At 36.3% G+C, this 26,402-nt stretch carries 24 protein-coding genes; 11 read left to right on the forward strand and 13 right to left on the reverse strand.

The features are described 5' to 3' along the window. Positions 1–4 precede the first annotated feature (4 nt). Positions 5–1,222: a metallophosphoesterase family protein gene (locus FBR08_RS02615; protein ID WP_158961275.1), complete on the reverse strand. Its 1,218-nt coding sequence runs from the start codon at positions 1,220–1,222 to the stop codon at positions 5–7. Positions 1,223–1,419: 197 nt separating this feature from the next. Between FBR08_RS02615 and FBR08_RS02620 the strand changes: the two genes are divergently transcribed. Beyond that, positions 1,420–2,103 (forward strand): hypothetical protein, encoded by a 684-nt coding sequence (locus FBR08_RS02620; protein ID WP_158961276.1) that lies wholly within the window; start codon positions 1,420–1,422, stop codon positions 2,101–2,103. Between the two features lie 126 nt (positions 2,104–2,229). On the opposite strand, the gene FBR08_RS02625 is transcribed toward FBR08_RS02620, so the two are convergent. Next, positions 2,230–2,967, reverse strand: a complete 738-nt coding sequence (locus tag FBR08_RS02625; RefSeq protein WP_158961277.1) for a toxin-antitoxin system YwqK family antitoxin — start codon at positions 2,965–2,967, stop codon at positions 2,230–2,232. A gap of 110 nt (positions 2,968–3,077) precedes the next feature. Beyond that, positions 3,078–3,782 (reverse strand): DsbA family oxidoreductase, encoded by a 705-nt coding sequence (locus tag FBR08_RS02630; protein ID WP_158961278.1) that lies wholly within the window; start codon positions 3,780–3,782, stop codon positions 3,078–3,080. A 229-nt stretch (positions 3,783–4,011) separates the two neighbouring features. On the opposite strand from FBR08_RS02630, the gene FBR08_RS02635 reads away from it, so the two are divergent. The 3 genes from FBR08_RS02635 (at position 4,012) to FBR08_RS02645 (ending at position 7,386) form a co-directional block, all read left to right on the forward strand. Further along, entirely contained in the window at positions 4,012–5,256 is a 1,245-nt protein-coding gene (locus tag FBR08_RS02635) for a DUF4886 domain-containing protein (protein WP_158961279.1), read from the forward strand. 278 nt (positions 5,257–5,534) lie between these two features. Then, positions 5,535–6,944, forward strand: a complete 1,410-nt coding sequence (locus tag FBR08_RS02640) for an AAA family ATPase (protein WP_158961280.1) — start codon at positions 5,535–5,537, stop codon at positions 6,942–6,944. Continuing rightward, the gene (locus tag FBR08_RS02645) at positions 6,934–7,386 is read left to right on the forward strand and encodes a hypothetical protein (RefSeq protein WP_158961281.1); all 453 of its coding nucleotides are present in this window, start codon (positions 6,934–6,936) and stop codon (positions 7,384–7,386) included. The genes FBR08_RS02640 and FBR08_RS02645 overlap by 11 nt, the downstream gene beginning before the upstream one ends. A 73-nt stretch (positions 7,387–7,459) precedes the next feature. On the opposite strand, the gene FBR08_RS02650 is transcribed toward FBR08_RS02645, so the two are convergent. Continuing rightward, a complete protein-coding gene (locus FBR08_RS02650; RefSeq protein ID WP_158961282.1) occupies positions 7,460–8,668 on the reverse strand; it encodes a CynX/NimT family MFS transporter in 1,209 nt (402 codons plus the stop codon). Positions 8,669–8,756: 88 nt separating this feature from the next. On the opposite strand from FBR08_RS02650, the gene FBR08_RS02655 reads away from it, so the two are divergent. After that, positions 8,757–9,536, forward strand: a complete 780-nt coding sequence (locus FBR08_RS02655) for a helix-turn-helix domain-containing protein (protein ID WP_158961283.1) — start codon at positions 8,757–8,759, stop codon at positions 9,534–9,536. A 43-nt stretch (positions 9,537–9,579) separates the two neighbouring features. Here FBR08_RS02655 and FBR08_RS02660 read toward each other — a convergent pair whose 3' ends face one another. Together FBR08_RS02660 and FBR08_RS02665 are read right to left on the reverse strand one after the other, a co-directional pair. Then, the gene (locus FBR08_RS02660) at positions 9,580–11,610 is read right to left on the reverse strand and encodes a dipeptidyl-peptidase 3 family protein (protein ID WP_158961284.1); all 2,031 of its coding nucleotides are present in this window, start codon (positions 11,608–11,610) and stop codon (positions 9,580–9,582) included. 96 nt (positions 11,611–11,706) lie between these two features. Then, positions 11,707–12,270, reverse strand: coding sequence for a DUF1572 family protein (locus FBR08_RS02665; RefSeq protein WP_158961285.1), 564 nt, complete (start codon positions 12,268–12,270; stop codon positions 11,707–11,709). A gap of 386 nt (positions 12,271–12,656) precedes the next feature. On the opposite strand from FBR08_RS02665, the gene FBR08_RS02670 reads away from it, so the two are divergent. Next, positions 12,657–13,832 carry an MFS transporter gene (locus FBR08_RS02670; protein WP_158961286.1) on the forward strand — a complete coding sequence of 392 codons (1,176 nt, stop codon included), beginning with the start codon at positions 12,657–12,659 and terminating at the stop codon, positions 13,830–13,832. A gap of 177 nt (positions 13,833–14,009) precedes the next feature. Here the strand turns inward: FBR08_RS02670 and FBR08_RS02675 are convergent, their stop codons facing one another. Further along, a complete protein-coding gene (locus FBR08_RS02675; RefSeq protein ID WP_158961287.1) occupies positions 14,010–14,783 on the reverse strand; it encodes an AraC family transcriptional regulator in 774 nt (257 codons plus the stop codon). An 88-nt stretch (positions 14,784–14,871) separates the two neighbouring features. On the opposite strand from FBR08_RS02675, the gene FBR08_RS02680 reads away from it, so the two are divergent. Continuing rightward, a complete protein-coding gene (locus tag FBR08_RS02680; protein ID WP_158961288.1) occupies positions 14,872–16,008 on the forward strand; it encodes a multidrug effflux MFS transporter in 1,137 nt (378 codons plus the stop codon). Here FBR08_RS02680 and FBR08_RS02685 read toward each other — a convergent pair whose 3' ends face one another. The 6 genes from FBR08_RS02685 to FBR08_RS02710 all read right to left on the reverse strand — a co-directional run bounded on the left by FBR08_RS02685 (position 16,009) and on the right by FBR08_RS02710 (position 22,185). After that, positions 16,009–17,043 carry an endonuclease/exonuclease/phosphatase family protein gene (locus FBR08_RS02685; RefSeq protein WP_158961289.1) on the reverse strand — a complete coding sequence of 345 codons (1,035 nt, stop codon included), beginning with the start codon at positions 17,041–17,043 and terminating at the stop codon, positions 16,009–16,011. Positions 17,044–17,051: 8 nt separating this feature from the next. Then, a complete protein-coding gene (locus FBR08_RS02690; protein WP_158961290.1) occupies positions 17,052–17,876 on the reverse strand; it encodes a rhomboid family intramembrane serine protease in 825 nt (274 codons plus the stop codon). 1 nt (position 17,877) lies between these two features. Further along, the gene (locus FBR08_RS02695) at positions 17,878–18,627 is read right to left on the reverse strand and encodes a rhomboid family intramembrane serine protease (RefSeq protein WP_158961291.1); all 750 of its coding nucleotides are present in this window, start codon (positions 18,625–18,627) and stop codon (positions 17,878–17,880) included. Further along, entirely contained in the window at positions 18,627–20,756 is a 2,130-nt protein-coding gene (gene mutL, locus FBR08_RS02700; protein ID WP_158961292.1) for a DNA mismatch repair endonuclease MutL, read from the reverse strand. The genes FBR08_RS02695 and mutL overlap by 1 nt, the downstream gene beginning before the upstream one ends. 150 nt (positions 20,757–20,906) lie before the next feature. Beyond that, entirely contained in the window at positions 20,907–21,395 is a 489-nt protein-coding gene (gene ribH, locus FBR08_RS02705; RefSeq protein WP_158961293.1) for a 6,7-dimethyl-8-ribityllumazine synthase, read from the reverse strand. A gap of 1 nt (position 21,396) precedes the next feature. Next, a complete protein-coding gene (locus tag FBR08_RS02710) occupies positions 21,397–22,185 on the reverse strand; it encodes a tetratricopeptide repeat protein (RefSeq protein WP_158961294.1) in 789 nt (262 codons plus the stop codon). A gap of 134 nt (positions 22,186–22,319) precedes the next feature. On the opposite strand from FBR08_RS02710, the gene recF reads away from it, so the two are divergent. The 4 genes from recF to FBR08_RS02730 all read left to right on the forward strand — a co-directional run bounded on the left by recF (position 22,320) and on the right by FBR08_RS02730 (position 26,179). Continuing rightward, a complete protein-coding gene (gene recF / locus FBR08_RS02715) occupies positions 22,320–23,402 on the forward strand; it encodes a DNA replication/repair protein RecF (protein ID WP_158961295.1) in 1,083 nt (360 codons plus the stop codon). Positions 23,403–23,426: 24 nt separating this feature from the next. Next, a complete protein-coding gene (gene murB / locus FBR08_RS02720; protein WP_158961296.1) occupies positions 23,427–24,437 on the forward strand; it encodes a UDP-N-acetylmuramate dehydrogenase in 1,011 nt (336 codons plus the stop codon). A 63-nt stretch (positions 24,438–24,500) separates the two neighbouring features. Next, positions 24,501–25,607: a glycosyltransferase gene (locus tag FBR08_RS02725; RefSeq protein WP_158961297.1), complete on the forward strand. Its 1,107-nt coding sequence runs from the start codon at positions 24,501–24,503 to the stop codon at positions 25,605–25,607. Further along, entirely contained in the window at positions 25,604–26,179 is a 576-nt protein-coding gene (locus tag FBR08_RS02730; protein ID WP_158961298.1) for an RNA polymerase sigma factor, read from the forward strand. The genes FBR08_RS02725 and FBR08_RS02730 overlap by 4 nt, the downstream gene beginning before the upstream one ends. Positions 26,180–26,402: the final 223 nt, after the last annotated feature.

Raw genomic sequence — 26,402 nt, forward strand, 5'->3', positions numbered from 1 at the left:
AATCTTAATTTATAATTTCGTTGAACAAATCCATAATTTCTCCATTGGGATCTTGTCCATTGTTCTTCTGTTTAAAATAATCTGCAAATAGCCCCTGAATATCTTGTTCAAGGTTGACTTGTTTTCTTTTATTCAAATCCGCTTGATCCGTTAAATTCACCACGGGAATAATGGTAATAATACCGTCATGTGCTTGGTGAATTCGCTTGATATCATCTGCTTTTAAAAAAGTATCACTCACAAGTGTCAACTCTACTAAATGATGTTGATGTTGTTGTAACCAATCAACGGCATCGTCAACGGAGTTAAATTTCTTTCGCGTTAAGGGACGTCCTTTTTGCAAGGGAATTTTCTCGTAGGTTGCAGGTACATTGGGTTCTACCTCAACCATCATCACGTATTTTTCCTGCCCTGCTTCACTAAAGCTATAACACAACGGACTTCCTGAATAGACCACAGGACGATCTACTTCTCCAATTTGATGGGCACGGTGTAGATGGCCTAAAGCGGTATATTGAATTTGCTTGGGAATACTATCGCTGTAAATCAAATCGGCATTTCCTATTTTTAATGGTTTTTCTCCATCGGGTTCTTCGAGTTCTTCTCCTCCTTTTTTCATCATATACAGATGAGAAATTAAGAGGTTAACGCCTGCTGTATCGCAATACGCTGTAGCTAACGCTTGCCAGTTGCTTTCCAATACTTCATTTAAAGCGGTTGTTTTATCTGCTACATTTAATGCTTTTTTCAATCGCACTTCATTGGCATAAGGCGTGTGAATAATGCGAATCGGAAAAGGAAGATGAGCCAAAGTCAATTCCACAAAACCTTCTGCTGATTGCGTCAAGGTAAAGGCTTCATTTTCTTCCATGGGTTGTACAATCGTATTGGGTAATCCCACAAGTAAGATACCACAAGCGCGTGCCAAGGGATCTGGTGCATCAATGCGTTCTGGGCTATCGTGATTTCCTGCGATAGCAATAACGGGACGTTGACCATTGTGCGTCAAACGACGAAGGGTTTTGTAGAACAAATCTTCGGCTTCAATTGGAGGATTAAAAGTATCAAATAAATCTCCTGCAATAACAACAATATCCGCTTGTTGTACATCAGCAAGCTCACATATTTCATTCAATACTTCTTTTTGTTCTTCTATTCTTGAAAAATTGTCTAATCGCTTTCCCAAATGCCAATCTGCCGTATGTAGTATCTTAACTTTCATGCTTCCCTTTTGTTTACCTCTCAAAGATAAAAGTTATATTGGGGAATCGCTAGTTATTTTAGTTATGAGTTATCGGTTATGGGTTATGGGGTGAAAACACTTGGTTGAGACAAAACCGACACCAGTACAAGAATATTAAGCGTATAAAAAACACCTGCTTAACATTAAATAGTTAATTTCGTATAAAAATTAAAAAGATGAAAAAGATTGTACCTTTCGTACTTGCCCTGATCCTAGTTGTTTCTTGTCAAAACAAGAAAACCCTGGATCCCGTAGCTCTTGCAGTAGCCTATGATGAGATTAACATTGTTTACGACAAGATAAACAGCGCGTTAATCAATAAAGATGGAATCTTGTTATACGACAATTTAGATCAAGAGTCTATTGCATACTATGAAGAAATATTGACGGCTGTCAAAACAAAAAACATAGAAGGAACTTTAGTGGATCAAATGAATATTGCCAATGGTTTGCTCTTATTCAGTGATGCGGATTTACAGACCACGGATACCAAGAAATTGGTTGAAATTTTATTTTTAAACTCGGCCGTGGATGATAAAAAAATAGAGGTGCTTTCTAGTGCTGTACTGTCTGATTTAAAGATTGAGGAATACGAAGCTACAGGAATGATTTTTGGGATGCAACCCGCTCATTTTTTTAAAGAAGAGGGGCAATGGAAATACAGTATGCTTGACTCAAGAAGAATCTCAGAAACGGTACTGAGAGATGCACAAGAAGCAAATAACATGACAAATAAAGAATTCTTAATCATGCTATTATCCTCGAATGAATTTCAAACAAACCCCAACATCAAACGCGATTTCACAGCAGTTTTTAACCTCATACAGGAAGAAAGACAAATACGTGGAGATAAAGCCTAACTAAAATATACGGACGCACATAAAAAAAAAAACCGTTGTCTTAAACAAATTCACATTGTAAGACAACGGTTTTTTTTATACTGATGATTGACTCATCTACCCTATACTATAGCACATTGAGTTTGACTAGTCGTCTTCGTATATTTTTATAATCTCTACTTGTTCACCATTCTCCCACAGGGATTCTATCATCAAGGTTCCGGTTGAATGATAGTCTTTGACAATACCCTCTTTTTTTCCTTTGATAAAAGTAGCTTCAGTACTTAGATTGCCATTTTTAAAGTAGTCTTTGTACAAACCTTCTTTTAAGCCCTCATTCCAATTTGCTTCTTCTCTTATTTTTCCATCGTCAAAATACCCAATAAAAAAACCTTGTTTCTTTCCCTTTATAAAAAGGCCTTTCTCATAAAGTTGTCCATTTTCATAAAATGCTTGATGCAATCCGTCTTCTTTTCCTTCTTTAAATGGGGTCTCAACCGCTAAATCCCCATTGGGATAATATTCTTTAAAAACCCCTATTTGCAATCCCTTACTCCAATGGGAGTGTTTTCTCACTTGTCCATCTTCATAATAAACAAAGGCTTCTCCCTCTTTCTTTCCGTCTTTCAACTTTCGCTCTTCCCATACTTGTCCATTTTCAAAATAGGAGGTAAAAAAACGATCGAGTTTTCCCTCTTGTAAGTAAGCTTCTTCTTTTAAAGCGCCGTTTTCATCATATTGTTTAACAATCCCCGTATAAGGAGTTAGTTGATTCAGTTCGGAATACACTCCGGCTCTAAGCTCAAGTTGATTGAAATTAATTTCTCTTTCTTTACAGCTGAATAAGAAAAACGCAACTGCTACAATCAATAAGGTTCTTTTCATACTTGTTTTTATCAAGGGGCACATTATGTTGGAATTCATTTAAAAAAAGGCCGATGAATCATCAGCCTTTCTATTTTAGATACAAGCGAACAGCCTGTTCGCTATTCTCCTTAGATTTCACATCCATCAGGACCACATGAATTAGCATCTGTATTGCCTTTCATCTCAAATTGTGGTTGACTTTCTTGGTATGCCTGTGTAATGGCTTCTGCAAACGTGTCAATCGGTTGGGCACCTGAGATACCGTATTTTCGATCTACTACAAAGAAAGGAACTCCTGAAATTCCCAACGTTTGTGCTTCTTCAATATCGTTTTTCACTTCTTGTGTATGTGCATCACTGTTTAATAAAGTAACGACTTCCTCTTTATTCAAACCAATACTAGTCGCTAACTCCGTTAATACCTCAATTTCTCCTACGTTCTTTCCTTCTGTAAAGTGTGCCAAGAACAAGGCCTCTTCCATTTCATTCCCTTTGCCTTTACTTTGAGCAAAGTGAATTAAACGGTGTGCTCTAAAGGTATTTACTGGAATTGAAATATCTTGTCTAAATTCAATTCCAACGGCAGATCCTGCTTGTTGTAAGTGATTCATCATCCCTTCAATTTGCTCTTTCGGCATACCTTTTCTATTCACTAGATAATCAATCGTTGATTGAGAAGCTCCTTCTACAGGCAAAGTTGGATCCAACTGAAAACTCTTCCACTCTACTTCAATTTTATCTTTAAAAGGCAATTGTTCTAATGCGTTTTCAAAGTGTTTCTTTCCAACATAACAAAAAGGACACATCACATCTGACCATATTTCTACTTTCATATTTCTACTTTTTTAAATGAATTGTGGAGGATCTAGCTATCCTCCTATCTATCAAAGATACAACTTAAGAAGGGCTTGTCCCTATACATTTAACAGTTACCAAGAGGTTATCAGGACCAATTAGCCCAAAATAAAAGAATTACCTTACAAATTGCACATACTTTATTTAACACCCCTACCTATGTTAACATTTTTTTAATAATTTTAACCAACCAAAAAAGATTCTCTAATGAAACAACAGTACATCTTATTTCTTCTTGTTTTCACTTCGATCCTGTCTTATGGACAAATTCGAAAATCAGTTTATTTCATTGGTAATAGTTATACCTATTACAATGATTTACCCCTTTTAACGCAAAAAGTAGCACACTCAGCAGGTGATTTTCTTGATTTTGAACAAACTACAGCTGGAGGAGCTAGTTTACAAAATCATCTCTATAACGAAGTGGTGACAACAAAGATTAATAGCAAAGCTTGGGATTATGTAGTTTTACAAGAACAAAGTCAAAGACCTGCCTTGAACGACTCGTATACCTTTCCGTATGCTGCTGCATTAAACGAACGCATAAAAAATTCTTCTCCATGTGCTAAGACTTTATTTTATATGACTTGGGGGTACAAAACGGGTGATCCGTCCAACTGCAACGCAGGTTTAACCTATATGTGTACATATGAGGGTATGGATGATAAGATTTACGATTCCTATATGCGTTTAGCCTTGGAGAACCAAGCACATGTTTCACCTGTAGGCAACGTGTGGAGAAAAATACGCCAACAATACCCAGCTTATGAACTGTATGATCGCGACAATTCACATCCCTCCCCTCTAGGTTCAATGGTGGCCGCTTATACTTTTTACACCGTTATTTTCAAAAAAGACCCCACGCTAACTACTTTTAATGGAACCTTATCTGCTGAACAGGCACTTAATATTAAGCGCATTGTCAAAGAAACTGTTTACGATGATTTTGAAAAATGGTTTATTGGGGTTCACTACAACGAAGCGAAATACACCTATGAAATAACTGATTCTTCCACTATTCACTTTAGCAATATTACGCCCAATACACAGGCGGTTCATTGGGATTTTGGAGATGGAACAACTTCAACAGCGAACAATCCGATACACGCCTATGAGCAAACGGGGCAATTTACAGTTACACTTACCGTGACAAGTTGTAATGACACCTATTCTTATACAGAAACCGTGAACATTGAAACGTTAAGTACTACAAAATTTGATCAAAGTACGTTTGCTATTTATCCCAATCCAACTCGTGATTACCTCTTTGTTCAAACAGCTTTAGAGGCTAGCTTTTCGATTCATGATATGGCTGGAAAGAGAATCATTCCTACGGTAAATCAACAAGCTGGAGTGTACCAATTGGATGTTCGAACCTTAACAAAAGGTACTTATTTTGTGCAAATACAAACATCAAATAGTCAAGAACAATTTAAATTTGTAGTAAAATAATCAACTTATTTAAGGTAAAAAAACAAATCATTCAATTATTTTATCTAGATTTACAACTGTGTATAAATTAATTATTAATTCACCTTATACAATTTTTATACAACATCTATTTATTACCAACCCATCAATTTTATAGATTAAAGAAAAGGAAGCCCACGAGGCTTCCTTTTTTTATATTCATTTCTTTCTGGATAAAAAATCTAGTATTTGTATTTTCCGTATTTTTGTTAGAGCCTGTTTGCTGTTATTTTCAAACATTAACTTTTAAATCAATTAAAATGAGAAGATTAACAATTAGAAATATTGGACCAATTCAATCCGTTTGTATAGATTTAAAACGTATTAATGTTTTAATAGGTCTTCAGAGTTCAGGGAAGAGTACCATTAATAAAATAGCCTGTCATTGCTCTTGGGTAGAGAAAGAAATCTTACTTAAACAATCAGTTGAAGTTTTTGAACAAGGTTCCTATTTTTCAGATCAATTAATAGAATTTCACAAACTTGAAGGTTTTCTGAATGAATATTCTTTTATTGAATATGAAACAGACTTTATCTTTTTTAGTTATTCGCATCACAATCTTAGCTTTTCATTTCAATGGAAATTAACTAATTCAAATTTACAGTACAATAGAACCAAAACCTTATACATTCCAGCTGAACGCAATATTGTAGCTGTTATACCCAATTGGTTTGACATCAAACTAGACAACTCTAACTTGCGTAGTTTCATGTCTGCATGGCAGGAAGCAAGGAATTTCTATAACAAAAGCTCATTTCCTATCTTAGATTTAGGAGTTGTTTATCGCTATAATGAAGAAATAGACAGAGACGAATTAATTTTATCACGTGACAGTAGAAAAATATATTTCAGAAATGCTTCTAGTGGATTACAATCACTTATCCCATTGTATACCTTAATTAAGTATTACACATTTGATTTATTTTCAAAATACAATAAAACTGATTTCATCAAAAATCTAAGTACAGTAACCATCTTAGCTAGGGAATACAAACTTCATGAAGAGTCGTTAAAGAAAAAAGTTCAAGAAAACATAGATGTTGACCAAATAAAAAAACGGGTTTTAAATAAAATCACATCACAAGAAACTAGCTTAGATCATTTAGAAGAGGAAATTAATACTGAAATCAATAGAATTGTATCTAGTGATACGTTTTCAAACACTATTTTTGAAATTATGAGTTCGAAATTAGAAGGTTTTAGTCATACGGATTTAACTCCTCTAGAAAGAAAAGAATTAGAACAGGTCTATAAAACTAATACCGAACAGCAATGTAGTATCTTCTTGGAAGAACCAGAAGTCAATTTATTTCCTACGACTCAACGAGAACTTGTGAAGTATTTGGTCCAATCCACTTATCACAATGAGGAAGGAAGAATGCATAGTTTATTTATCACTACGCATAGTCCGTATATCCTGACTACACTGAATAATTTAATTTATGCATCTGATTGTGCAAAGAACAGTACAGATGTTCCAACCATTATAGCAGAAGATTATTGGGTAAACTTTGATGATGTAGGCGTGTGGTTTGTGAAAAATGGGACGATTGAATGCATCTTAGATCAAGAAGAAAGACAAATTGATGCTACTAAGATTGATGAAGTATCTCAGCTTTTAAACAATGAGTTTGACAACCTTTTAAATACACAGTATCATGAGGTTTAACCAACGCTATACCTCATTTATTTATTGTCAAGACAATCGTAGAACACTTGTCTTAGAAGAAACAAAAGGAGTGCAATATATTATATCCAATTCTACACCCTTAGACTATATTGTTTACAACGTAGATGGTGGCCTGATTAATAACAACAGAACTAAACAATGTGATTTTGTAATCTACATCCCATCCTCAAATACTGTGCGATTTATCGAACTCAAAGGAAGTAATGTAGAAGACGGAATCGAACAACTTTTACAAACGATTCAAGCATTAGTTACAACACCTTGTATTGAGGTTTCAAGACTACAAGCTAGAATTATTAGCAGAAAAGTAAAATCTCCTGCACTGCGATCACCTAAGAGAACTAAACTAGAGAAACTAGTTAAAGCCAATGGAGGTGATTTACTTGTCAAAAACATATCCTTTACAGAAGTGATCAATTAAAAAAGGAAGCCCATGAGGCTTCCTTTTTTTAACCAGAACTTATATAAATTAAGAGTAATACACTCTTTTTTTTTTACTTTACCCAAGTATCTCTTCCTGCAATAATCCCTGATATCAAAAGTGTTACAGACATAATAAACAAGAACAAAAGGGAATACATCCAATCTTTAGAAAGATCAAATAGCGCTCCAAAAATGGGAGGACCACAAGCGGCAATTAAATAGCCAAACGACTGTGCCATACCTGATAATTCTGCGGATTGTACTGTACTTCGCGTACGCAATACAAAGAACAACATGGACAAACTGAAAGCCAAACCACTTGCCAATCCAATAAGAATACACCAAAGGAGAATATAGTCTGTGCGGAAGAGTAGAATCCCTCCGATTCCCACCATAAACAAGACTCCTACGACTAAAGCTAATAGTTTTTGGTTATTCATTTTACTGGCGATAATAGCGCCAATAAACGTCATAGGCAATTGAGCGAATTGTACATAAGACAAGATCCATCCTGAATCTTCTACGGACATTCCCCAGGTTTGCATCACTTTCGGTAACCAAGCAGCTAAACAGTAGAACAAGAGTGACTGCACACCCATAAATACAGTTACCGCCCAGGCTAATCCTGATTTGTAAAGATTTACGGTTTGTTCTTCTACTGCAAAATTGCCCTTAATAGGATCTACTTTCTTTTTCTTCACTTGTGGAATCCAAACAAAAATCGTCACCAAAGAAAGTACTAGCCAAATTCCAATAGATCCCTTCCATCCCATAGCGGTATAAGTCCCTAAGCTAATACTGAAACCTGCAGCTAATGCGGCGGTTAAATTCATGGCAACGGAGTAAATCCCCATCATACTTCCTACTTTATGAGGGAAATTATTTTTTATAAAAGCGGGCATCAATACATTGCCAACGGTAATCGCAGTTCCCACTAAAGCGGCACCTAAAAAAAGAGAAACAATAGTACCTAATGGACGAATAAGCAATCCAATACTCAGTAAGATTAAAGAAAGAAGCAAAACGAATTCCATGCCGTATTTTCTAGAGAACCTGGGCACCATACCCGATAAGAAAGCGAAAGCCATCAGTGGAATCGTGGTTACTAAACCTGCTGTGGTATTAGACAAAGCTAAGGATTGACTTATTTCACCAATCACAGGCCCTACTGAAGTTAGAGGGGCACGAAGATTGGATGCAATAAATATAACCCCTAGCAGCATCAAGATTTCTTTTGTTTTCGAAACTTTTTCTATCTCTTTATCTATTGAATGACTCATATATATTTTATGCGTTTGTTTTACAAGGTCAAAATTAAATGGTTTTAAATGATTATATTCGCCATATATCATAACTAAAACGACAAGTATGTACGGACCAGAATTAGTCGATCAAGTAAGGAAAAATGGATTTGTTTGGCATGCAGAAAATTGGAAGCACAACAATGAATTTCACCAGCACCACAAAGCGCAACTCGTATTTGTGGAGTCAGGATACCAATACTTACACACGACGAATAATCAGTTTTTATTACCTCAGCATCATGCGGCTTGGATTCCGTCCAACTTACCGCATAAAACGACTGCTGCTTCGGAGTCTGTTTCATTGCGTACGCTTTATTTTAACACCGATGGCATGCCTCCTTTTTATGAGGAGCTGTATTTATTTTCTGTTCCTGCGGTATTGAGAGAAATGATTATGTACACTGAAAAATGGTCGTTGAACATGGAATATCGCCAGAGTGAGCAGACTTTTTTACTTGCTATTTTAGAAGAGCTACCTTCTTTTATTCAGGAGTCAATTCCTTTACTAACCCCTGTTCCTAAATCAGCCAATTTAGTAGCTGTTACGGCCCATATTCACCAAAAATATGGCACTTCAATTACGATAGATGAATTAGCGTCCATTGGTTTTGTCAGTGTACGAACGCTCGAACGTCAATTTAAAAAAGAGACGGGTATTAGTTTAGCGAAGTACATCCAAATGGTTCGCATAATAAAATCGCTAGAGCTTTTAAGCGAAGGAAACCTCAACATTGGTGAAATTGCCTTTCGCGTGGGATACAGTAGTGCCCAATCCTATAGCAATGTTTTTACAAAACTACTAGGCAAACGCCCCAGTGAATATTTTGAAACACACCCTAAATAAAAGCATAAAAAAAGCCAACTTTTCAGTTGGCTTTGGTTTTTATTTAGTTTTTTACGGGTAAGAAATTATATTCCTTTGCGTAGTATAACATTTGCTCTTCAAACGTTTTCGGTTGTTTAATTACATAATCAGTAACTTCTCCTTTATCATTTGTAACAGGTACAATATAAGGGTTAACAAATCCTCTATATGCCGCTGAATTAAACTTCGAATTGCGTTCCAATACTTCTTTGTGAATCGCTTGATCTACTTTTACACCGTAGTTTTCTACTAGTTGTTTTGCTGCGTTGTAGTCTCCTTCTGATTTAATGCGTTGCGTTTCTTTGAGTAATTCTCCAAATAAAGCGTGTAGTTTTTCGTAATCTGTAATGTTGAAATACGTTTTTCCGTCACGGACTACTTTTTCAATCACGTTGTCTTTTTTCCCTTTTTCGAACACCCATGCACTCACCCATTGGCGGTTTCTCATGTGAGCTTCTTCGATATCAGCTCCTGGTTCTAAACGCACCAATTGCGTCATTAAACCATTTCGAATATATCCATCATACGCTGCCATACCAACGGCTTTCCAATCTTCTACTAATCCTATTTCTTGTAATTTAGGGTTGTATAGATAGAATAATCCTACTAAATCCGCACGACCTTCTTCTAAAGTAGATGCATAGCTTTTCAGTGTTTCTTTTGGTTGACCAATACCCGGATTGATTTGTCCAGAAGCATGTCCGATTACTTCGTGTAAAGCAGTATGTAATTTATCAGCTAATTCTCCGTATTTTTCTTCTAATTGTACTTCTTCTTCATCGTGTGCAAATTCTTTCAATTTACCTGATCCACCAGCGTGGTTGTATGAATCAATGATATTGCCTAATGAAATTGATTTAGATCCATGCTCTGCTCTAATCCAATCTGCATTGGGTAAATTCACTCCAATTGGTGTTGATGGAGATGAATCTCCAGATTCTGAAGCGACAATTACCGTTTTATACGTAACTCCCGTTACATTTTTCTTTTTGTGTTCTTCCATCAAAGGTGAATTGTCTTCAAACCATTGCGCTTCTTTTGAAAGCACTTCCATTTTCTTAGACATATCGAAATCTTTGATTTGAACCACACTTTCATACGAAGCTTTGTGTCCTAACGGATCGTTGTATACTTCGATAAATCCGTTGTTGTAATCAATATTTCCTTCCGTTGCTGCTACCCATGCTACGTTGTAATCGTCCCATGTTTTTAAGTCACCCGTTTGGTAGTATTTAATTAACAGTTTTAAAGCATCGGCTTGTTTTTGGTTTTCAGCAACCGTCACAGCTTTTTCTAGCCAGTAAATGATTTTGTCAATCGCTTGGCCATACATTCCCCCGCTTTTCCAAACTTTCTCAACTAATTTTCCATTTTCCTTTACCACCTTAGAATTCAATCCTGTTGAAAGTGGACGTAATGGATCTGGACTCTTCATGTTGTTGTAAAAAGCTTCTACTTCAGCTTCTGTGATCCCTTCGCCATAGAAGTTTACAGCAGACCCTTCCACTAGGCCTTTCGCCAAGTCTAAGTTTACTTTTTTACTGTCTACGTCATTAAATAGAATATCCACAATACCTGCATCTAGCGTTGTCTTCGTTGCCTCTAACAAGGTATTGAAGTACGCTTGTGTGAATGCTGGCTTGATTTTATCGTTTGAATAGTGGTGGTGAATTCCGTTAGAGAACCACACTCGTTTTACGTAAACAACGAAGTTTTTCCAATCTTCTGTTCCCTTATCCCCAGCATAGTTTACATAAATACTTTCTAATGCTTGACGGATTGCTAAGTTGTGTTTGTAGTTTTGGTCCCAAATAATATCGCGTCCAGCATATCCAGCTTGACTTAAGTAGTAAACCAATTCTTTTTCTTTCAACGTCAAATCTTCCCATCCAGGAATTTGATATCTCAACACTTCAATATCAGCAAATTGATCTACACTAAATTCGAAATTTTCTACTCCAGCTGTATTTTCTCCTTCTTTTTCTTTGTTTTTTCCGCATGATAATGCCATTGCCGAAGCCAATACAATACATGCCATGGTGTTTAATTTCATAATTAATACTTTAATCGTCTTTCAACAAATATATAAAATTAGGTTATACCCACCTCGTTTTCCTTCACGTAAAAAGCGCATTCCTGGCATTTCAATCTATTTCTTTAAATAATCATCAGTAAAATGCGAATCTGAATTTGGATTATTAAATTTTTCTTGGTTGTAATCTTTCGATTTATTTCGAGGAATAGACAGCGATTGCCACGCTTGATTTTTGATGAGTTTTCCGATAAAGACCATTTGTCCAATGTGATAAGGATAATGGGCCAATTGACGATAAAGGGCTTCACCTACAGTATGCTCTTGATTTCTTATTTTTACAACAGCCTCCACATTTTTCTCTGTAATCGAATCTAAAACACCAAACAAAATCGCCCAGCCTTTATCCCAATTTGTGATCAATTCATGTCTATTATAAATACCAACAGCAAACTCATTATCTCGATTTCTCCAATCTTTTTCACCATCTTCTGTAAAAAAATTGGTGAAACGCGAAGCTAAATTCCCAGTAATATGACGCATCAACATAGCAATAGAATTACTTTCTTCGTTGTATTGCCAATTCAATTCTTCTTGAGAGAGAAGGAGTATCGTTTTATCAGCTAAAGTGCGATAGTACTCAAATTGTTTACGGATGCCCTGTACTTCTTGTATAGTCATAATCTACTTTTTTATTCCTTCTAAATTTACTTCAATTTCCAAAAAATTCCATGAATCAACACAAAAAAATGACCTATTTTATCTCAACGCCAGTAGTATATGTTAAAATGATATTTACTTTTTTTTCTTTTTTTCGCGAAAAAAATAATTGGCACAATAATTGATTTTCTATTAGAAACTTTTTTTCATACTACTTGTGCCCTATACGCCCCCAAATTACGTATAGGGCATTTTTTTATAAGTCGACCGTGAGTCCATAAGCTAAAACTGCTTTCTTTAAACAAGCCTTGCCTATAACGTTGATTAACTTGTAAACTGTAAACCGATTAAACTAAAATTGTCTAGCCCAATTGATTTCAATAAATTTGCAGCTATTCATTTCAGCTATGTCTTTATTCTCCCGCTCCGTGCATCCCATATACAACCTACAATTCATGTTAGTTTGTTTAAGTTCCCTGTTATTCTCTGCTAGTTTTAATATGCTAATTCCCGAACTTCCAGATTACTTATCGAGTTTAGGTGGTGGCGAATACAAAGGATTAATCATTGGATTATTTACCATTACAGCGGGAATTTCTCGGCCTTTTAGTGGTAAATTAACGGATAAAATTGGACGTGTTCCCATCATGGCCATTGGGTCTATTGTTTGTTTTATTTGTAGTTTGCTCTATCCTATTTTAACTACAGTTTCTGGTTTTTTGTTTTTACGCCTATTACACGGTTTTTCTACGGGGTTTAAACCGACTGCTACGGCTGCTTATGTAGCTGATATTGTTCCGAAGGAGCGCTGGGGAGAAGCGTTGGGACTACACGGCATTTGCTTTAGCACGGGTATGGCCATCGGTCCTGCCATTGGAAGTACAATCAAGATTTACACCTCTATTAATTTCTTATTTTACACTTCTGCCTTATTTGCCCTATTGTCTATTCTCATCTTACTCAATATGAAGGAAACCTTAAAGGTGAAAGAAAAATTTTCCTTTTCCCTTCTCAAGATTTCTCGTAAAGATTTATTTGATTTCAACGTTTTACCTGCAGCTCTAGTTACCTTTCTATCCTATATTGCCTACGGAGTTATCTTGACCTTAATTCCGGATTGGACAGGGCATTTAGGCTTGGAAAACAAAGGTGTTTTCTTTGTTATTTTTACGATTTCTTCTTTATTGGTGCGTTTTTTTGCTGGTAAAGTATCCGATCGCTATGGTCGCGTATTAATTATAAATGTAGGTCTGGTTCTGCTGATTATCTCCTTGTTTATTATTGCCTTTTTTCAAACGATTAACGGCCTGTATATGGGGGCGTTTATGTATGGGATATCCTTGGGAATCTTATCACCTGCCTTGAATGCATGGACGATTGACTTTAGTTCACCTGATCAAAGAGGAAGAGCCGTTTCTACGATGTATATTGCCTTAGAAGCGGGAATTGGCGGAGGTGCTTTTGCCGCTGGCTGGTACTACAAAGACCACATTGAACATATTCCTGTTATCATGTATGTTAGTACAGCTATTATTGTGTTGAGTTTAGTTTATATGTTTTCTCGAAAAATTAAGGTAAACTAGGGTTGTTAGGGGTTGATAGTTGATAGTTGATAGTTGATGGTTGATAGTTGATGGTTGAACGTTGATGGTTGAACGTTGATGGTTGAACGTTGATGGTTGATGGTTGAAACAACAAACAACGAACAACAAACAACGAACAACAAACAACGAACAACGAACAACAAACACAAAACCATCCTACAAAAAATATTTAGCTGGTGTTGTTCCTGTATGATTTTTAAAAAATTCAATAAACGCACTATCTGAAGAGAATTCCAATTGATGGCTAACTTCTGAAATACTGGTATTTTCTGCCAGGAGTTCTATTGCGCGATAAACGCGCCATTGTTGTCGCCAAGCTTGATAAGTCATATTGGTTTCTCGCTTGAATATACGCGTAATCGTCTTTTCACTTGCTCCTACATATTGTGCAAACTCATGTAAGAAAGGAGGCACTTTTTTTTCTAACATAAAGGAAGTCATAAACGATTGCAAACGATAATCTGAGGGAATTTCCAATGCATAAGATTCCTCTTTAGCGTCCAGAAACTCATCCCAAAAAACACGTAAAATATGCTGTTGTTTCTCTGTAGGCGCTCCCTCCCATTCCCACCAGCAAATACGCTCGATCACCTCAGCTAGTAATGGAGATACCACGCGTACTTGTAGGGCGATATGCTCTAGCTTGAGTTTACGCCTATCTAAGTAAAGCGACCGATAAGCTACCACATTGCGAAACGCAACCCGATGTTCAAGTCCAGCGGGAATGTAAAGCAATTTTTGAGGCGGTAAAATAACTTGTCGATTACGTGTCAACAACGTCATACAACCACTTGGGGCATATAGAATTTGCGCATGTTCTGGATGCTGGTGAAATCCCGAATCATGTTGAACCAAATCAGAAGCTAAACCAATTACTTCTTGATCTATTTGCATTAAATGCAGCTGTTGTTCTTTATTCAAATACGCCATTTGTCCTATTTTTGATATTTTTTGCTTTTATCCTGTTATAAAGATAAGCGAAATGCATCGGAATTTTGCATTAGAAATAATAATAGAAATGAAAACAAAAGTACAATTGAGCTTTATGGTGCTCTTGATGATGTTTCCCCAATTCGTTGAAACCGTTTACAGTCCAGCATTACCCAACATTGCTCAGCAGTATCAAGTAACTGATACACAAGCACTACTTACTATAAGCACTTATTTTATTGCTTTTGCACTAGGTGTCATTTGGTGGGGCATTCAAAGTGATTCTATTGGAAGACGAAAGGCGATGATTTGGGGCTTATCGACCTATATGGTTGCTTCTATCCTTGCATTACTGGCTCCTACCTTTGAACTGGTATTAGCTGCGCGTATTCTCGCCGCCTTTGGGATTGCCGTAGGGTCGGTCATTACGCAAACGATGATGCGCGATGTTTATACCGGAGTAGAACTGAGCAAAGTTTTCTCCATCATGGGGATTGCCTTATCGATTAGTCCTGTAATTGGATTATTACTAGGCGGAATAACGGTTTCTACTTTTGGACACGTTGGCGTTTTTGCCCTGCTGGCTATACTCGCCTTATTTTTGGTCGTCAAGGCCTATTATCACTTGCCTGAAACGAAACAAACACAGGATAAAATTACGGCTAAAGCTGTGATGAAACTCGCCAAGCAACTGTATACTGATCGCAGTATTTGGCGTTACGCTTTGTTAGTGATGAGCTATAATGTCTTGTTATTTAGTTACTATTCATTTGCTCCGTTTATTTTTGAGTCGAATGGATATGATGCTTCCATTTACGGCTATAGTGGTATTGTGTTGGCTTTAGGATCCTTTGCAGGAAGTTATTTCAACAAGATTTGCATCAGCAAAGGCATATCCAGTACTAGATTGATCCTTGGATCAGCCCTACTAGCCCTAGTCAGCGCATTATTTGTTTGGCAGTTGCTTCCTTCGATGTGGTTTTTGCTTCCTGTCGTATTGGTTGTTGCATCCTTTGGAATAGCCATTCCCAACATTTTAAGTCAGGCCTTGGTATCTTACAAAACAGCCATAGGTTCAGCAGGTGCTTTGTTTGGATTATTGTACTATATTTTGATTGGATTGGGTTTATACTGTAGTAGTTTGTTGCATCATTTCGGCTGGGTATTACTTCTATTTTCAAGCCTTGCGGTAGTATTAGCCTTAACCTTAAAAAGGCAAAAATAACTATCGTTCTTCCAGCGCTAAACGCGTTACAATTGGAAAGTGATCTGAATTTTTAAAATCGCTATAGGTCTTAAACGACTTTACCTGAATGCTAGGATCAACAAAAACATAATCAATACGCATGGGGTAATAAGAGAAGTCATAACTTTTTCCAAATCCACTTCCTGCTTCGATAAAGGCATCTTTTAAATCCCCTTTTATATTACTATACACATAGGAAAAGGCGCTATTGTTCATATCACCGCAAATCACCTTGCGGTGTGTAGCGTCTTTCATATGGGATTGAATCAATTCCGATTGCATTTGCTGTTCTTTAAAAGCACTGGCAATGCGTTTAAAAATGCGTTTTGATTTTTCTTCATCCAATTTTTCGTGTATATCAGGGCTAATACTAACGGATTGCAAATGGATACTGTAGACTCGAATTGTATCCGATTGAATTAGTACATCTGCAAAAATCACATTGTTATTTGAATTAGGTAGATTGATTTCTCCCTTATCGATGATGCGGTGTTTGGAGTAAATAGCTTGCCCCGTTTTTATTTTATCTCCATGAGAAACCACATATTTATAGGGATATTGCTTAAAGTTCAGTGCTGCACTTTTAGAATATTCCTGTAAACACAAGATATCTGGATCTTGTAAATCGATAAATTCTTTAATTTTTTGGGGAACAAATTCATCGGGAATCCACTTAAACAAGTTAAATAAACGCACGTTATACGTCATTAAAACGATGTCATTTTTATCCGTTGCTTCGTCTTTTCCAGTGATTTTATAAAATTTGGTGATAAAGGTAAACCCGAGGATCAAAATTAAAGCTGACAAGGCGACTTGTCTTTTTACCTGAATGAGCCAATAGAGTAAAAAGAAGAAGTTCAGCAATAAAAGCGAAGGTAAAATTAGGGTAAAAACGGATAAAAGAGGAAATAATTTGGGTGCTAAAAAAGGCAATACATAGCCTAATAATGTTCCTATTGCAACGAGAACATTAAAGAAAAATATAATTTTATTAAACCAAGATAGTTTCTTCATCCTTACACTTATCTATTTCCCTGACGAAAAAGAAATTCTTTTTCCTCTTTACTCAAACTTTCATATCCCGACCTACTAATCTTATCTAGAATAGCGTCAATTTCCTTTTGCGTGGTCGTTTCCTTAGTAACGTTTTTATCTACTGATTTATTGACATAAATCTTTTTAAAAGTAGATTTATTTTTTGCTGTTCGTTTTTTAGGTTTAGCGAGATCTATTCCTCTTTTGAGTAAGAAGATATAGCCAAAGCCAACCAAGGCACCACCAAGGTGGGCTAGATGTCCACCGACATTACTAGAAGATAATTGAAACAAGTCAATCACAATAATAACTGCGGCAATATAAATCATTTTTACACGTCCTAAAAGCGCTAAGCGCACTTCCATCTTTGGGGCAAACGCGGCTATGGCAATCAACGGTGCCATAACAGCAGCAGAAGCTCCTACAAGTCCAGCCCCCATCGAAAAGAAGAAAGCACTGATATAATACAAGATACTTCCACCTAAGGCTCCTGCGAAATAGACGAATAAAAATTGTCTTGTTGTAAAAAAAGTGAAGAATAGATTGCTGACAAAGAACAGCATAATCATATTCAACAGCAAGTGCCATATATTGGCGTGAACAAAGGAATAAGAGATAAACGTCCAGAAGCGACCCAACGACGACATCCCATCCGCTACAAAAGCGAGATAGGGAAATACGCTGTGGTAGGCTGAAGTTGCCACAACAGATAATCCATATAGCACAACAAAGACAACGATATTAACAACAATAAGCAGCTGTACTTTATCGCCTAATTTGATTGTTCGCTTTAAATCGGCTAATCCTTTCATTTTACAAATCCCAACGATTTTGTTTGAACTGGTTTTGTTTCCAATACCTCACCAATAAGAATCCCGTTAATGCCCCACCTACGTGTGCAAAATGAGCAATTCCTGTTCCGCCTCCAAAAATGCTAAATCCACCTGTTAATCCACCGATTAAGTCAATCGCCAAGATTCCAGGAACAAAATATTTTGCTTTGATTGGCACGGGAATAAACATCATCATCAATTCCGCATTCGGGAACATATAGGCAAAAGCGACTAAGAAACCATAGACTGCTCCTGAAGCACCTACTACTGGAGTATTAAAGGCAGAAATCAAAGCGCTAAAATCACCCGAACTCAGGTGAGATTCCCAGCGTCTGTCATACATTCCACTTTTCAATAAGCTATAGATTTCAGATTCTGGAAAACCTGCGGCAATCAATTGACTGACTCCATTCGACACAGAATAATAATTCACTCCCATATGCAATAAAGCGGCACCTAATCCAGAAATCAAGAACAAGACATAGAGTCTTTTTGTTCCAAAAATTGTTTCTAATGTGGTTCCAAAAGAGAATAGCGCAAACATATTAAAAAAGATATGCATAATTCCACCATGCATAAACATATAAGTCAGCGGTTGCCAAAGTTGAAACTTGGCATTCTCAAAATAGTACATCGCTAAATAATCATAGGTAGCAGGAACGAACATGCTCCCTATAAAAAATAGGATATTTATAATCAATAACTGTTTTACTCCTTCTGATATTCTCATTACAGTATAAATTTTCGTTCAATATCTTCTACTTTCATGGTGATGAAAGTAGGCTTCATAAATGGCGATATGTTGGGTTCTTTACATCCAAATAAAGAATTCACAATATCTTCTTGTTCAGTTTCGTTTAAAATGGTTCCCGATTTTACCGCCAAACTCTGTGCCAAAGTTTTGGCAATGCGTTCGGTTTGGATGTAGTTGGTTTCGGGAATTCCCTCTTGAAAACTCATAATTAAATCATCTAATACAATTTGCGCTTCACTTTCCGCTACATTCACGGGTAATCCTGATAAAATAACGTGGTCATCCCCCATATCTTCAAAATCAAAGCCCATTTGTTTTAATGAGTTTCGGATCTCTTTCAACAATATCACCTCATAAGGTGCGTAGTACAAGGTTAAGGGAAAAAGCAGTTGTTGAGAAACGGCATTGGATTTTGTGATATTTCCAATGAATTTCTCGTATAAAATTCGCTGATGCGCGCGTCCTTGATTGATGATAACCATCCCGGATTTAATTGGGCTGACAATGTATTTTCGCTGAATCTGAAACGTACGAGAAGCCAAAGTGGTTTCTGTCGTTTCATCAAATAGGCTTCCGGTTACTTCCTCTTCTTCAAACGTCAATCCACTAACATCAAGAGCACTCCCTTCGCCTTTGAGTCCTTCAAAAACTTCTTGCCAAGCTCCTACTTCAGTAGCAGAAGACTTTCTAATTTCTGTTTTATTAGATTTACTTGCAAAAAAAACGGCTTCATCTGCTTTTCTTCCCTCCTGTTTAAACGAGGAAAAATCAATTGTCGCTGCAGTCGTTGTTAATTTGCTTTCAAAAACTGCGGTATCATGAGGTTCTTCCGACTGATTTTCTTCTTCTCCTTCTTCCTCTTCTTTGCGCAAGAAAGAACTCTCCTCAAAAGGATTAAAACCTCTTGAAACAAAGTCTGAAGGCAAGCCATTACTTATCCCTGTTGGTCTTTGTTCAAAGGGATTATAGACTTCTTCTTCTGGATTTAATCCTTCATTGCTAAACGGATTATAGTGTGTGTCAATTTCGATCAAAGGTGTTTCTGCTTCCCTATCTTTAAATTCGTAGGGAACATCCAATTCTTCATCCCGGTGAAAGTCGAGCACTGGAGCCACGTTAAATTGCCCTAAACTGTGTTTGATCGCAGAGCGCAAAATACTGTACAAGGCTTGCTCATCGTCAAATTTAATTTCCGTTTTTGTCGGGTGAATATTGATATCAATAGAACTTGGTGGTACGGATAGATAGATAAAGTACGTCGGTTGTGTACCATCTTTTAGCAATCCTTCATACGCGGCTAATACAGCGTGATGTAAGTAACCACTTCGAATAAAGCGATCATTGACAAAGAAGAATTGTTCTCCCCTGCTTTTTTTTGCAAATTCGGGTTTTCCAATAAACCCACGAATGGTAACAATTTCCGTTATTTCTTCGATGGGAACTAACTTTTCGTTGGTTCTCGCTCCGAATACATTGACAATGCGTTGGCGTAAATTTGAGCTCGGTAAATTAAAGACCTCACTTCCGTTGTGAATCATCGTAAAGCTAACGGTAGGATGAACTAAGGTAATGCGTTCAAACTCATCAACGATATTGCGCAATTCGACATTATCCGATTTCAAGAAATTGCGACGCGCAGGAATATTAAAAAAGAGATTTTTCACGGAGAAAACCGTACCTGGAGGGGTAACAGCCACTTCTTGCGAGATGACTTTAGACCCTTCCATAACAATATGGGTCCCCAATTCACTGGTGTGTAAACACGTTTTTAGATCTACGTGAGCAATAGCGGCAATAGAAGCTAAGGCTTCTCCTCGAAAACCTTTCGTATTTAAGGCAAAGAGATCTTCTGCTTTGGCTATTTTAGATGTAGCATGGCGTTCAAAGGCCATTCTAGCATCAGTTTCATTCATTCCCTTTCCGTTGTCAATAACTTGAATCAACGTTTTTCCTGCTTCTTTTAGCACCAATTTGATTTCCGTTGCCCCTGCATCCACTGCATTTTCTATCAATTCTTTCACAACAGAAGCAGGTCTTTGAACCACTTCTCCTGCGGCAATTTGATTGGCTACGTGATCTGGTAATAATCGAATAATATTAGACATTTAAAAAAAGGGAGATTTTTAATTAAGTTGAACTCTATTCATACAAATTTAATTAAATAAATAGGGGAATTACTTCCTTAACTATTTTTTCACTTTTCAACTTCGTATGATAAAAAAAAGCCTGCTTTTACACAGGCTTATTTTTTTATTTTATAAACTATTTAAAGCAATCATTTTCAAGGCAGTGACCGCGGCCTCAACCCCTTTATTTCCCATATCACCTCCACTTCGAGCGAGTGATTGTTCTATTGTGTTATCTGTAAGTACACAAAAAATGACAGGTATATCTGCTATTAAATTTAAATCTTTAATTCCGTGTGTAACGCCTTCACAAACAAATTCAAAGTGCATGGTTTCCCCTTTGATTACACAGCCAATTACGATAACGGCATCAAGGTCTTCAAAGCGTTCGATCATTCGTTTCGCACCGAAAACCAATTCAAAGCTTCCAGGTACATCCCAACGAATTAATCCTTCTTCTTGTAAACCACAATCGACAAGCGTTCGTTTTGCACCGTCAAATAATCCTTCCGTAATCGCATCATTCCAATTGGAAACAACGATTCCCACTTTCATATCTGTTGCCGAAGGTAATTTTGTTTTATCGTATGCCGATAAGTTTTTATTTGCTGTTGCCATATTATTGAGCCAGACCGATTAAAGACTCTACCAACGTTGCTTCCATAGCCGTTGCATAGTTATTCTTAACCTCGTTAAACATTTTTAATGCCTCTGCTTTTTTGCCCTCTTCTAACGCTGCTAATCCTGCTTTGTACAAGAATCTAGGTGTAGTGAAGCTGTTTTTATTGTGTTCTGCTGCTTTTTTGTAGTAGTCAAATGCATCCGCATGTTGCCCTAATTCAGAAAAAGCATCACCGATAGCTCCTAGTGCTGATGCACCAATGATAGCTTCTGATCCTAATTTATATTGTTCTAATTGCTCAATTGCTTTTTTGTACTCTCCTTGATTCAGGTAAGTTGTTCCTGCATAATAGTGCGCTAAATTAGCTGATGCAGTCCCTTTATAATTTTCAATGATTCCCAAGAACCCTAATTTACCTTCTCCTCCATTTAAAGCTAAGTTAAATAGATTTTGCTTATCTGCTTCATTTGTAAAGGCATCATTATAATAAGATTGTGCTTGAAACATTTCATTTGCTGCATCCTCGTTTTTAGGCTCAACTACAAACTTATTATATCCAACATAACCAATAGTAACTAAAGCAATTGCTCCAACGATACCAAAAATTGCTTTTTGATTTCTCGCTACCCAACCTTCCATTTTATTTGCTCCTTGATCTAAGGAATTAAATACCTCTGCCGTAGTACTGTTAGCAGTATCAACTGAACTATACTGATCAAATTCGTTATCTACCGTTTCGTCTTCCGGTTTAGGAGCTTTATAACCTCTTTTATTATAAGTTGCCATGTATAAAAAGTTTAATGAAAGGCAAAAATATGATTTTTATTGTAATATAAAAGTGCTTACTATTAATATTTTTGATAATTTGCAACCAAATTAGATAATACTATCACTCACTCGTTAAAAACACCTATATTCCCGTGTATTTAAAAAAAATAGATCTTCTCAATTTCAAAAATATTGAAGATAAATCTTTTGAATTTAACGCTAAAATCAACTGTTTTATTGGATTAAATGGCGTTGGCAAGACCAATATAATAGATGCAATCTACTATATTGCTTATGGTCGTAGTTATTTTAATCCTATTGCTGTTCAAAATATCAAACACGGTGCTGATTTCTTTGTGATTGATGGTCTGTTTGAAAAGCATGAACAAAGCGAACACATTTTGTGTAGTTTGAAAAAGGGTCAAAAAAAAATACTCAAACGCAATAACAAAAATTACGAGCGTTTCTCTGATCATTTTGGTTTTATTCCGCTCGTTATTATTTCCCCTTCCGATAGTGATTTGATCATTGAAGGAAGTGAAACAAGACGAAAATTTTTAGACAGTGTTATTTCACAAATGAACAGCTCCTATTTGCAATTGCTCATTCAACATCAAAAATTGATTGCGCAACGCAATGCGTTGTTAAAGAGCTTCGCTGCTAATAATTATTTTGATCGCGATACATTGGAGATTTACAATGAGCAAATTGAAAGTCTTGCTCACCCTATTTACGAAACTCGTCGCGATTTTCTGCGCGATTTCATTCCTGTGTTCAATCAATATCACCAGTTAATTACGGGAAACAAAGATGATGTCAATTTGGTTTATGAATCTCAATTAGAACATCACAGCATGAGAGAGCTCTTCGATCAAAACTTAGCAAAAGACCGTGTCTTGCACTATACTTCTGTAGGTATTCACAAAGATGATTTGGTGTTCTTACTCAAAGATAGCCCCATTAAAAAATTTGGTTCACAAGGCCAACAGAAATCATTTTTAATAGCCTTAAAGCTTGCTCAATTTGAATTTTTAAAGAAACAACATAATATTGCGCCTATTTTGTTATTTGACGATATCTTTGACAAACTAGACGAGCTACGAGTACGACAAATTTTAGAACTTGTAAATTTAGATACTTTTGGACAGATGTTTATTACAGACACCCATTTGGATCGCACAGAATCCCTCTTAAATTCGATCAATCAAGATTTCAAAATCTTTACCATAGAATAACAACTAGATTTCAATCCATACGCTATGATTCAAGAAAACATATCACTAAAACCTTTTAACACATTTGGTTTGGACGTTCAGGCCAAGCGCTTTGCACAGGTCAGCTCTCTATCAGCGCTACAGCACTTGATTCAATCCTTTCCCAATGAACCCTACTTTGTATTAAGTGGAGGAAGTAATATGTTATTAACTCATGATATCGAACAGCTTGTCATCAAATTAAACATCAAAGGGATCCGAATTGTTGAAGAGAACGAAGATTTTGTTTGGGTTGAAAGTCAAGCGAGTGAAATATGGCATGATTTTGTTCTATGGACCTTGGAGCGAGATTACGGTGGTTTAGAAAATTTATCGTTAATTCCCGGCCATGTGGGTACCACACCCGTACAAAACATCGGGGCTTATGGTGTTGAAATCAAAGACACTATGGTGAGTTGTAAGGCTTTAAATATTAAAACACTCGAAGTCGAAGAATTCGCGAATGTGGACTGTCAATTTGACTACAGGGAGAGTATCTTTAAAAAAACGGCCAAAGACCAGTATATCATCATATCAGTCATTTATCGATTAACGAAGAGAAATCACGTTTTACATACCAATTATGGCATAATTCACTCCGAATTGGAAAAAATGGGCATCACTACCCCAACTATTCAGGATATAAGTAGAGCTGTTATTGCTATTCGAAGCAGCAAATTACCCAATCCAGCAGAAATAGGAAACAGCGGTAGTTTTTTCAAAAACCCGATTGTTTCCAAAAGTCTATTTGACAACTTACAAAAAAAATACGCGACCATGCCTTTTTATCTTGTTGATGAAGAGCAGGTAAAAATCCCAGCAGGTTGGTTAATAGAAACTAGTGGATACAAAGGATATCGAATTGGAGATGCAGGCGTACACAGCAAACAAGCTCTTGTATTAGTTAACTATGGAAATGCTCAAGGAATAGAGCTAAAGAAACTAGCCGAAACGATTCAACAAGAAGTTTTCGCCATTTTTAGCATTCACTTAGAAGCCGAAGTGAATATCTTTTAGATATATTGCACAAAAAAGCGATTATTGATACCTTTGCACCTTGCTTAATTTAGTTTATACACCATGCTAACCATCTTATTTTACATACTGATTGGTATTCTTTTATTTCACGCGCTTTATTATGTAGTTTTATACAGCAATATCGCGTTTAATAGCTCATTAAAGAGCAAAGCCAGCGAACAACCATTGCCTGTGTCGGTTGTAGTGTATATCAAAGACAATGAGGCCGATCTACCCCAGTTCCTTGAAGCGATGCTTGCACAAGATTACACCACCTATGAGCTTGTTCTGGTAAACAATGCATCCGAAGATGAGAGTCTTGAAATTTTAGAACAATTTGTCGCTCAACATCGCCTAGCTAAGTTAGTCCATGTAGAAAACAACGAAGCTTTTTGGGGAAATAAAAAATATGCTTTAACACTGGGAATTAAAAGAACATCGTATGATCACCTTCTATTCACCGAACCCAAAGCACTTCCGAACTCTACGCAGTGGATTGCCAGCATGACTGCCTTGTTTACAGCCAAAAAAGAGGTTGTTATCGCTCATACCACAATAGAAAAGAAGAAAAAAAGCTTGAGCAATAAATATGCTAGATTTCAATTATTTCTCAAAACACTCCACAATTTCGTTTGGGTAGAATTGGGAAAACCACTTTATGGTAATAATTTAAATCAAGCCTATAAAAAAACTTTATTTTACAAAGTCAATGGCTTTATTAAGGAAATGAAAATTAGCCAAGGGGAAGAACAGGAATTCATCAGGCAGATTGGAAAAAAATCCAACACAGCCTTTACCATTGCACCTGAAAGCATTAATACGCTCCATCAACAAGTATCGTGGAGTTCGGCTTTTCAACTTCAAAAAAACAATGACTTACTCTGGAAGCGAACTGGAATTTTCAATCAACTAAAACTACGATTCTATCATTTTAGCGTATTGGCTTTTTACGCTTTGCTAGCCTTCCTACTTCTTCATTTATATCAATGGGAAATTGTGTTAGGGCTATTTGTTTTCCGATATATAATTAGTATCTTCTACTTCGCAAAAATTTTGAAAAACTTCAATGAAAAAGATCTGGTTTGGGTATTTCCTTTTTTTGAATTTACTCACATACTAACCGGTCACTATTTTGCGTTTAAACACTTTATCACACGTAAGAAAATTTGAAAACAAGCGCAACAAGCCAAACGATAGAAGCTGCTAAAAAAGGAGATCAAACGGCTTTTACTTCCCTCTTGAATCAATATTGGTCTGAAGTATACCATTTCATGCTCAAACAAACAGGTAATGAAACAGATGCCGAAGATATTACTATTGAAACTTTTTCGAAAGCCTTTAGCAGTATTGAGTCCTATGACAGCAAATACGCTTTTAATACTTGGCTGATTACTATTGCAAAAAATACGCATATAGATTTAATTCGCAAAAGAAAAAACGTACACTTTGTGGACATTACGGATGAAGAACAACAATACAACAATATTATTGACGACTCGGAAACCATAGAAGATGAATTAATTCGAGAACAGAATTTAGAAATTTTCAAGAACTACATCCGCCTTTTAAAACCGCATTACCAAGAAGTAATCGAATTGCGTTTTTTTCAAGAACTTTCTTATAATGAAATTGCCAGCATACTCAATGAACCGTTAAACAATGTCAAAATTAAAATTATGCGCGCAAAAAAATTACTAGCTGAAATTATCTTGAAACAAATAGATCAGAATTTTACCATTTAAAACGATATCAAGTTTCCTATAACTTGTTTTTTATACCTTTTAAAATCAGACTGCTTCATAAAGCGGTCTTTTTTTATCTCCTTCATCATCTCTCACAATCTACTTTCGTTTTTTAGTCAATTAAAAAAACAACTAAAATACTGTATTTCAACACGAAACTGATAAATATCAATATAAAGGATAAAAATGTCTTTTATATTTGATAGACTAAAATGAACGAATA

The organism is Myroides fluvii, assembly GCF_009792295.1.
In the GTDB taxonomy this organism is placed as follows: Bacteria; Bacteroidota; Bacteroidia; order Flavobacteriales; family Flavobacteriaceae; genus Flavobacterium; species Flavobacterium fluvii_A.

Coding starts and splice junctions, on each gene's coding strand:
- FBR08_RS02680 (WP_158961288.1), top strand. CDS start 14,872: ATGAAAACAAAAGTACAATTGAGCTTTATGGTGCTCTTGATGATGTTT.
- mutL (WP_158961292.1), bottom strand. CDS start 20,756: ATGTCTAATATTATTCGATTATTACCAGATCACGTAGCCAATCAAATT.
- FBR08_RS02615 (WP_158961275.1), bottom strand. CDS start 1,222: ATGAAAGTTAAGATACTACATACGGCAGATTGGCATTTGGGAAAGCGA.
- FBR08_RS02635 (WP_158961279.1), top strand. CDS start 4,012: ATGAAACAACAGTACATCTTATTTCTTCTTGTTTTCACTTCGATCCTG.
- FBR08_RS02620 (WP_158961276.1), top strand. CDS start 1,420: ATGAAAAAGATTGTACCTTTCGTACTTGCCCTGATCCTAGTTGTTTCT.
- FBR08_RS02640 (WP_158961280.1), top strand. CDS start 5,535: ATGAGAAGATTAACAATTAGAAATATTGGACCAATTCAATCCGTTTGT.
- FBR08_RS02645 (WP_158961281.1), top strand. CDS start 6,934: ATGAGGTTTAACCAACGCTATACCTCATTTATTTATTGTCAAGACAAT.
- FBR08_RS02725 (WP_158961297.1), top strand. CDS start 24,501: ATGCTAACCATCTTATTTTACATACTGATTGGTATTCTTTTATTTCAC.
- ribH (WP_158961293.1), bottom strand. CDS start 21,395: ATGGCAACAGCAAATAAAAACTTATCGGCATACGATAAAACAAAATTA.
- FBR08_RS02670 (WP_158961286.1), top strand. CDS start 12,657: ATGTCTTTATTCTCCCGCTCCGTGCATCCCATATACAACCTACAATTC.
- FBR08_RS02710 (WP_158961294.1), bottom strand. CDS start 22,185: ATGGCAACTTATAATAAAAGAGGTTATAAAGCTCCTAAACCGGAAGAC.
- FBR08_RS02675 (WP_158961287.1), bottom strand. CDS start 14,783: ATGGCGTATTTGAATAAAGAACAACAGCTGCATTTAATGCAAATAGAT.
- FBR08_RS02690 (WP_158961290.1), bottom strand. CDS start 17,876: ATGAAAGGATTAGCCGATTTAAAGCGAACAATCAAATTAGGCGATAAA.
- FBR08_RS02630 (WP_158961278.1), bottom strand. CDS start 3,782: ATGAAAGTAGAAATATGGTCAGATGTGATGTGTCCTTTTTGTTATGTT.
- FBR08_RS02625 (WP_158961277.1), bottom strand. CDS start 2,967: ATGAAAAGAACCTTATTGATTGTAGCAGTTGCGTTTTTCTTATTCAGC.
- FBR08_RS02665 (WP_158961285.1), bottom strand. CDS start 12,270: ATGACTATACAAGAAGTACAGGGCATCCGTAAACAATTTGAGTACTAT.
- FBR08_RS02660 (WP_158961284.1), bottom strand. CDS start 11,610: ATGAAATTAAACACCATGGCATGTATTGTATTGGCTTCGGCAATGGCA.
- FBR08_RS02650 (WP_158961282.1), bottom strand. CDS start 8,668: ATGAGTCATTCAATAGATAAAGAGATAGAAAAAGTTTCGAAAACAAAA.
- murB (WP_158961296.1), top strand. CDS start 23,427: ATGATTCAAGAAAACATATCACTAAAACCTTTTAACACATTTGGTTTG.
- FBR08_RS02685 (WP_158961289.1), bottom strand. CDS start 17,043: ATGAAGAAACTATCTTGGTTTAATAAAATTATATTTTTCTTTAATGTT.
- FBR08_RS02695 (WP_158961291.1), bottom strand. CDS start 18,627: ATGAGAATATCAGAAGGAGTAAAACAGTTATTGATTATAAATATCCTA.
- FBR08_RS02655 (WP_158961283.1), top strand. CDS start 8,757: ATGTACGGACCAGAATTAGTCGATCAAGTAAGGAAAAATGGATTTGTT.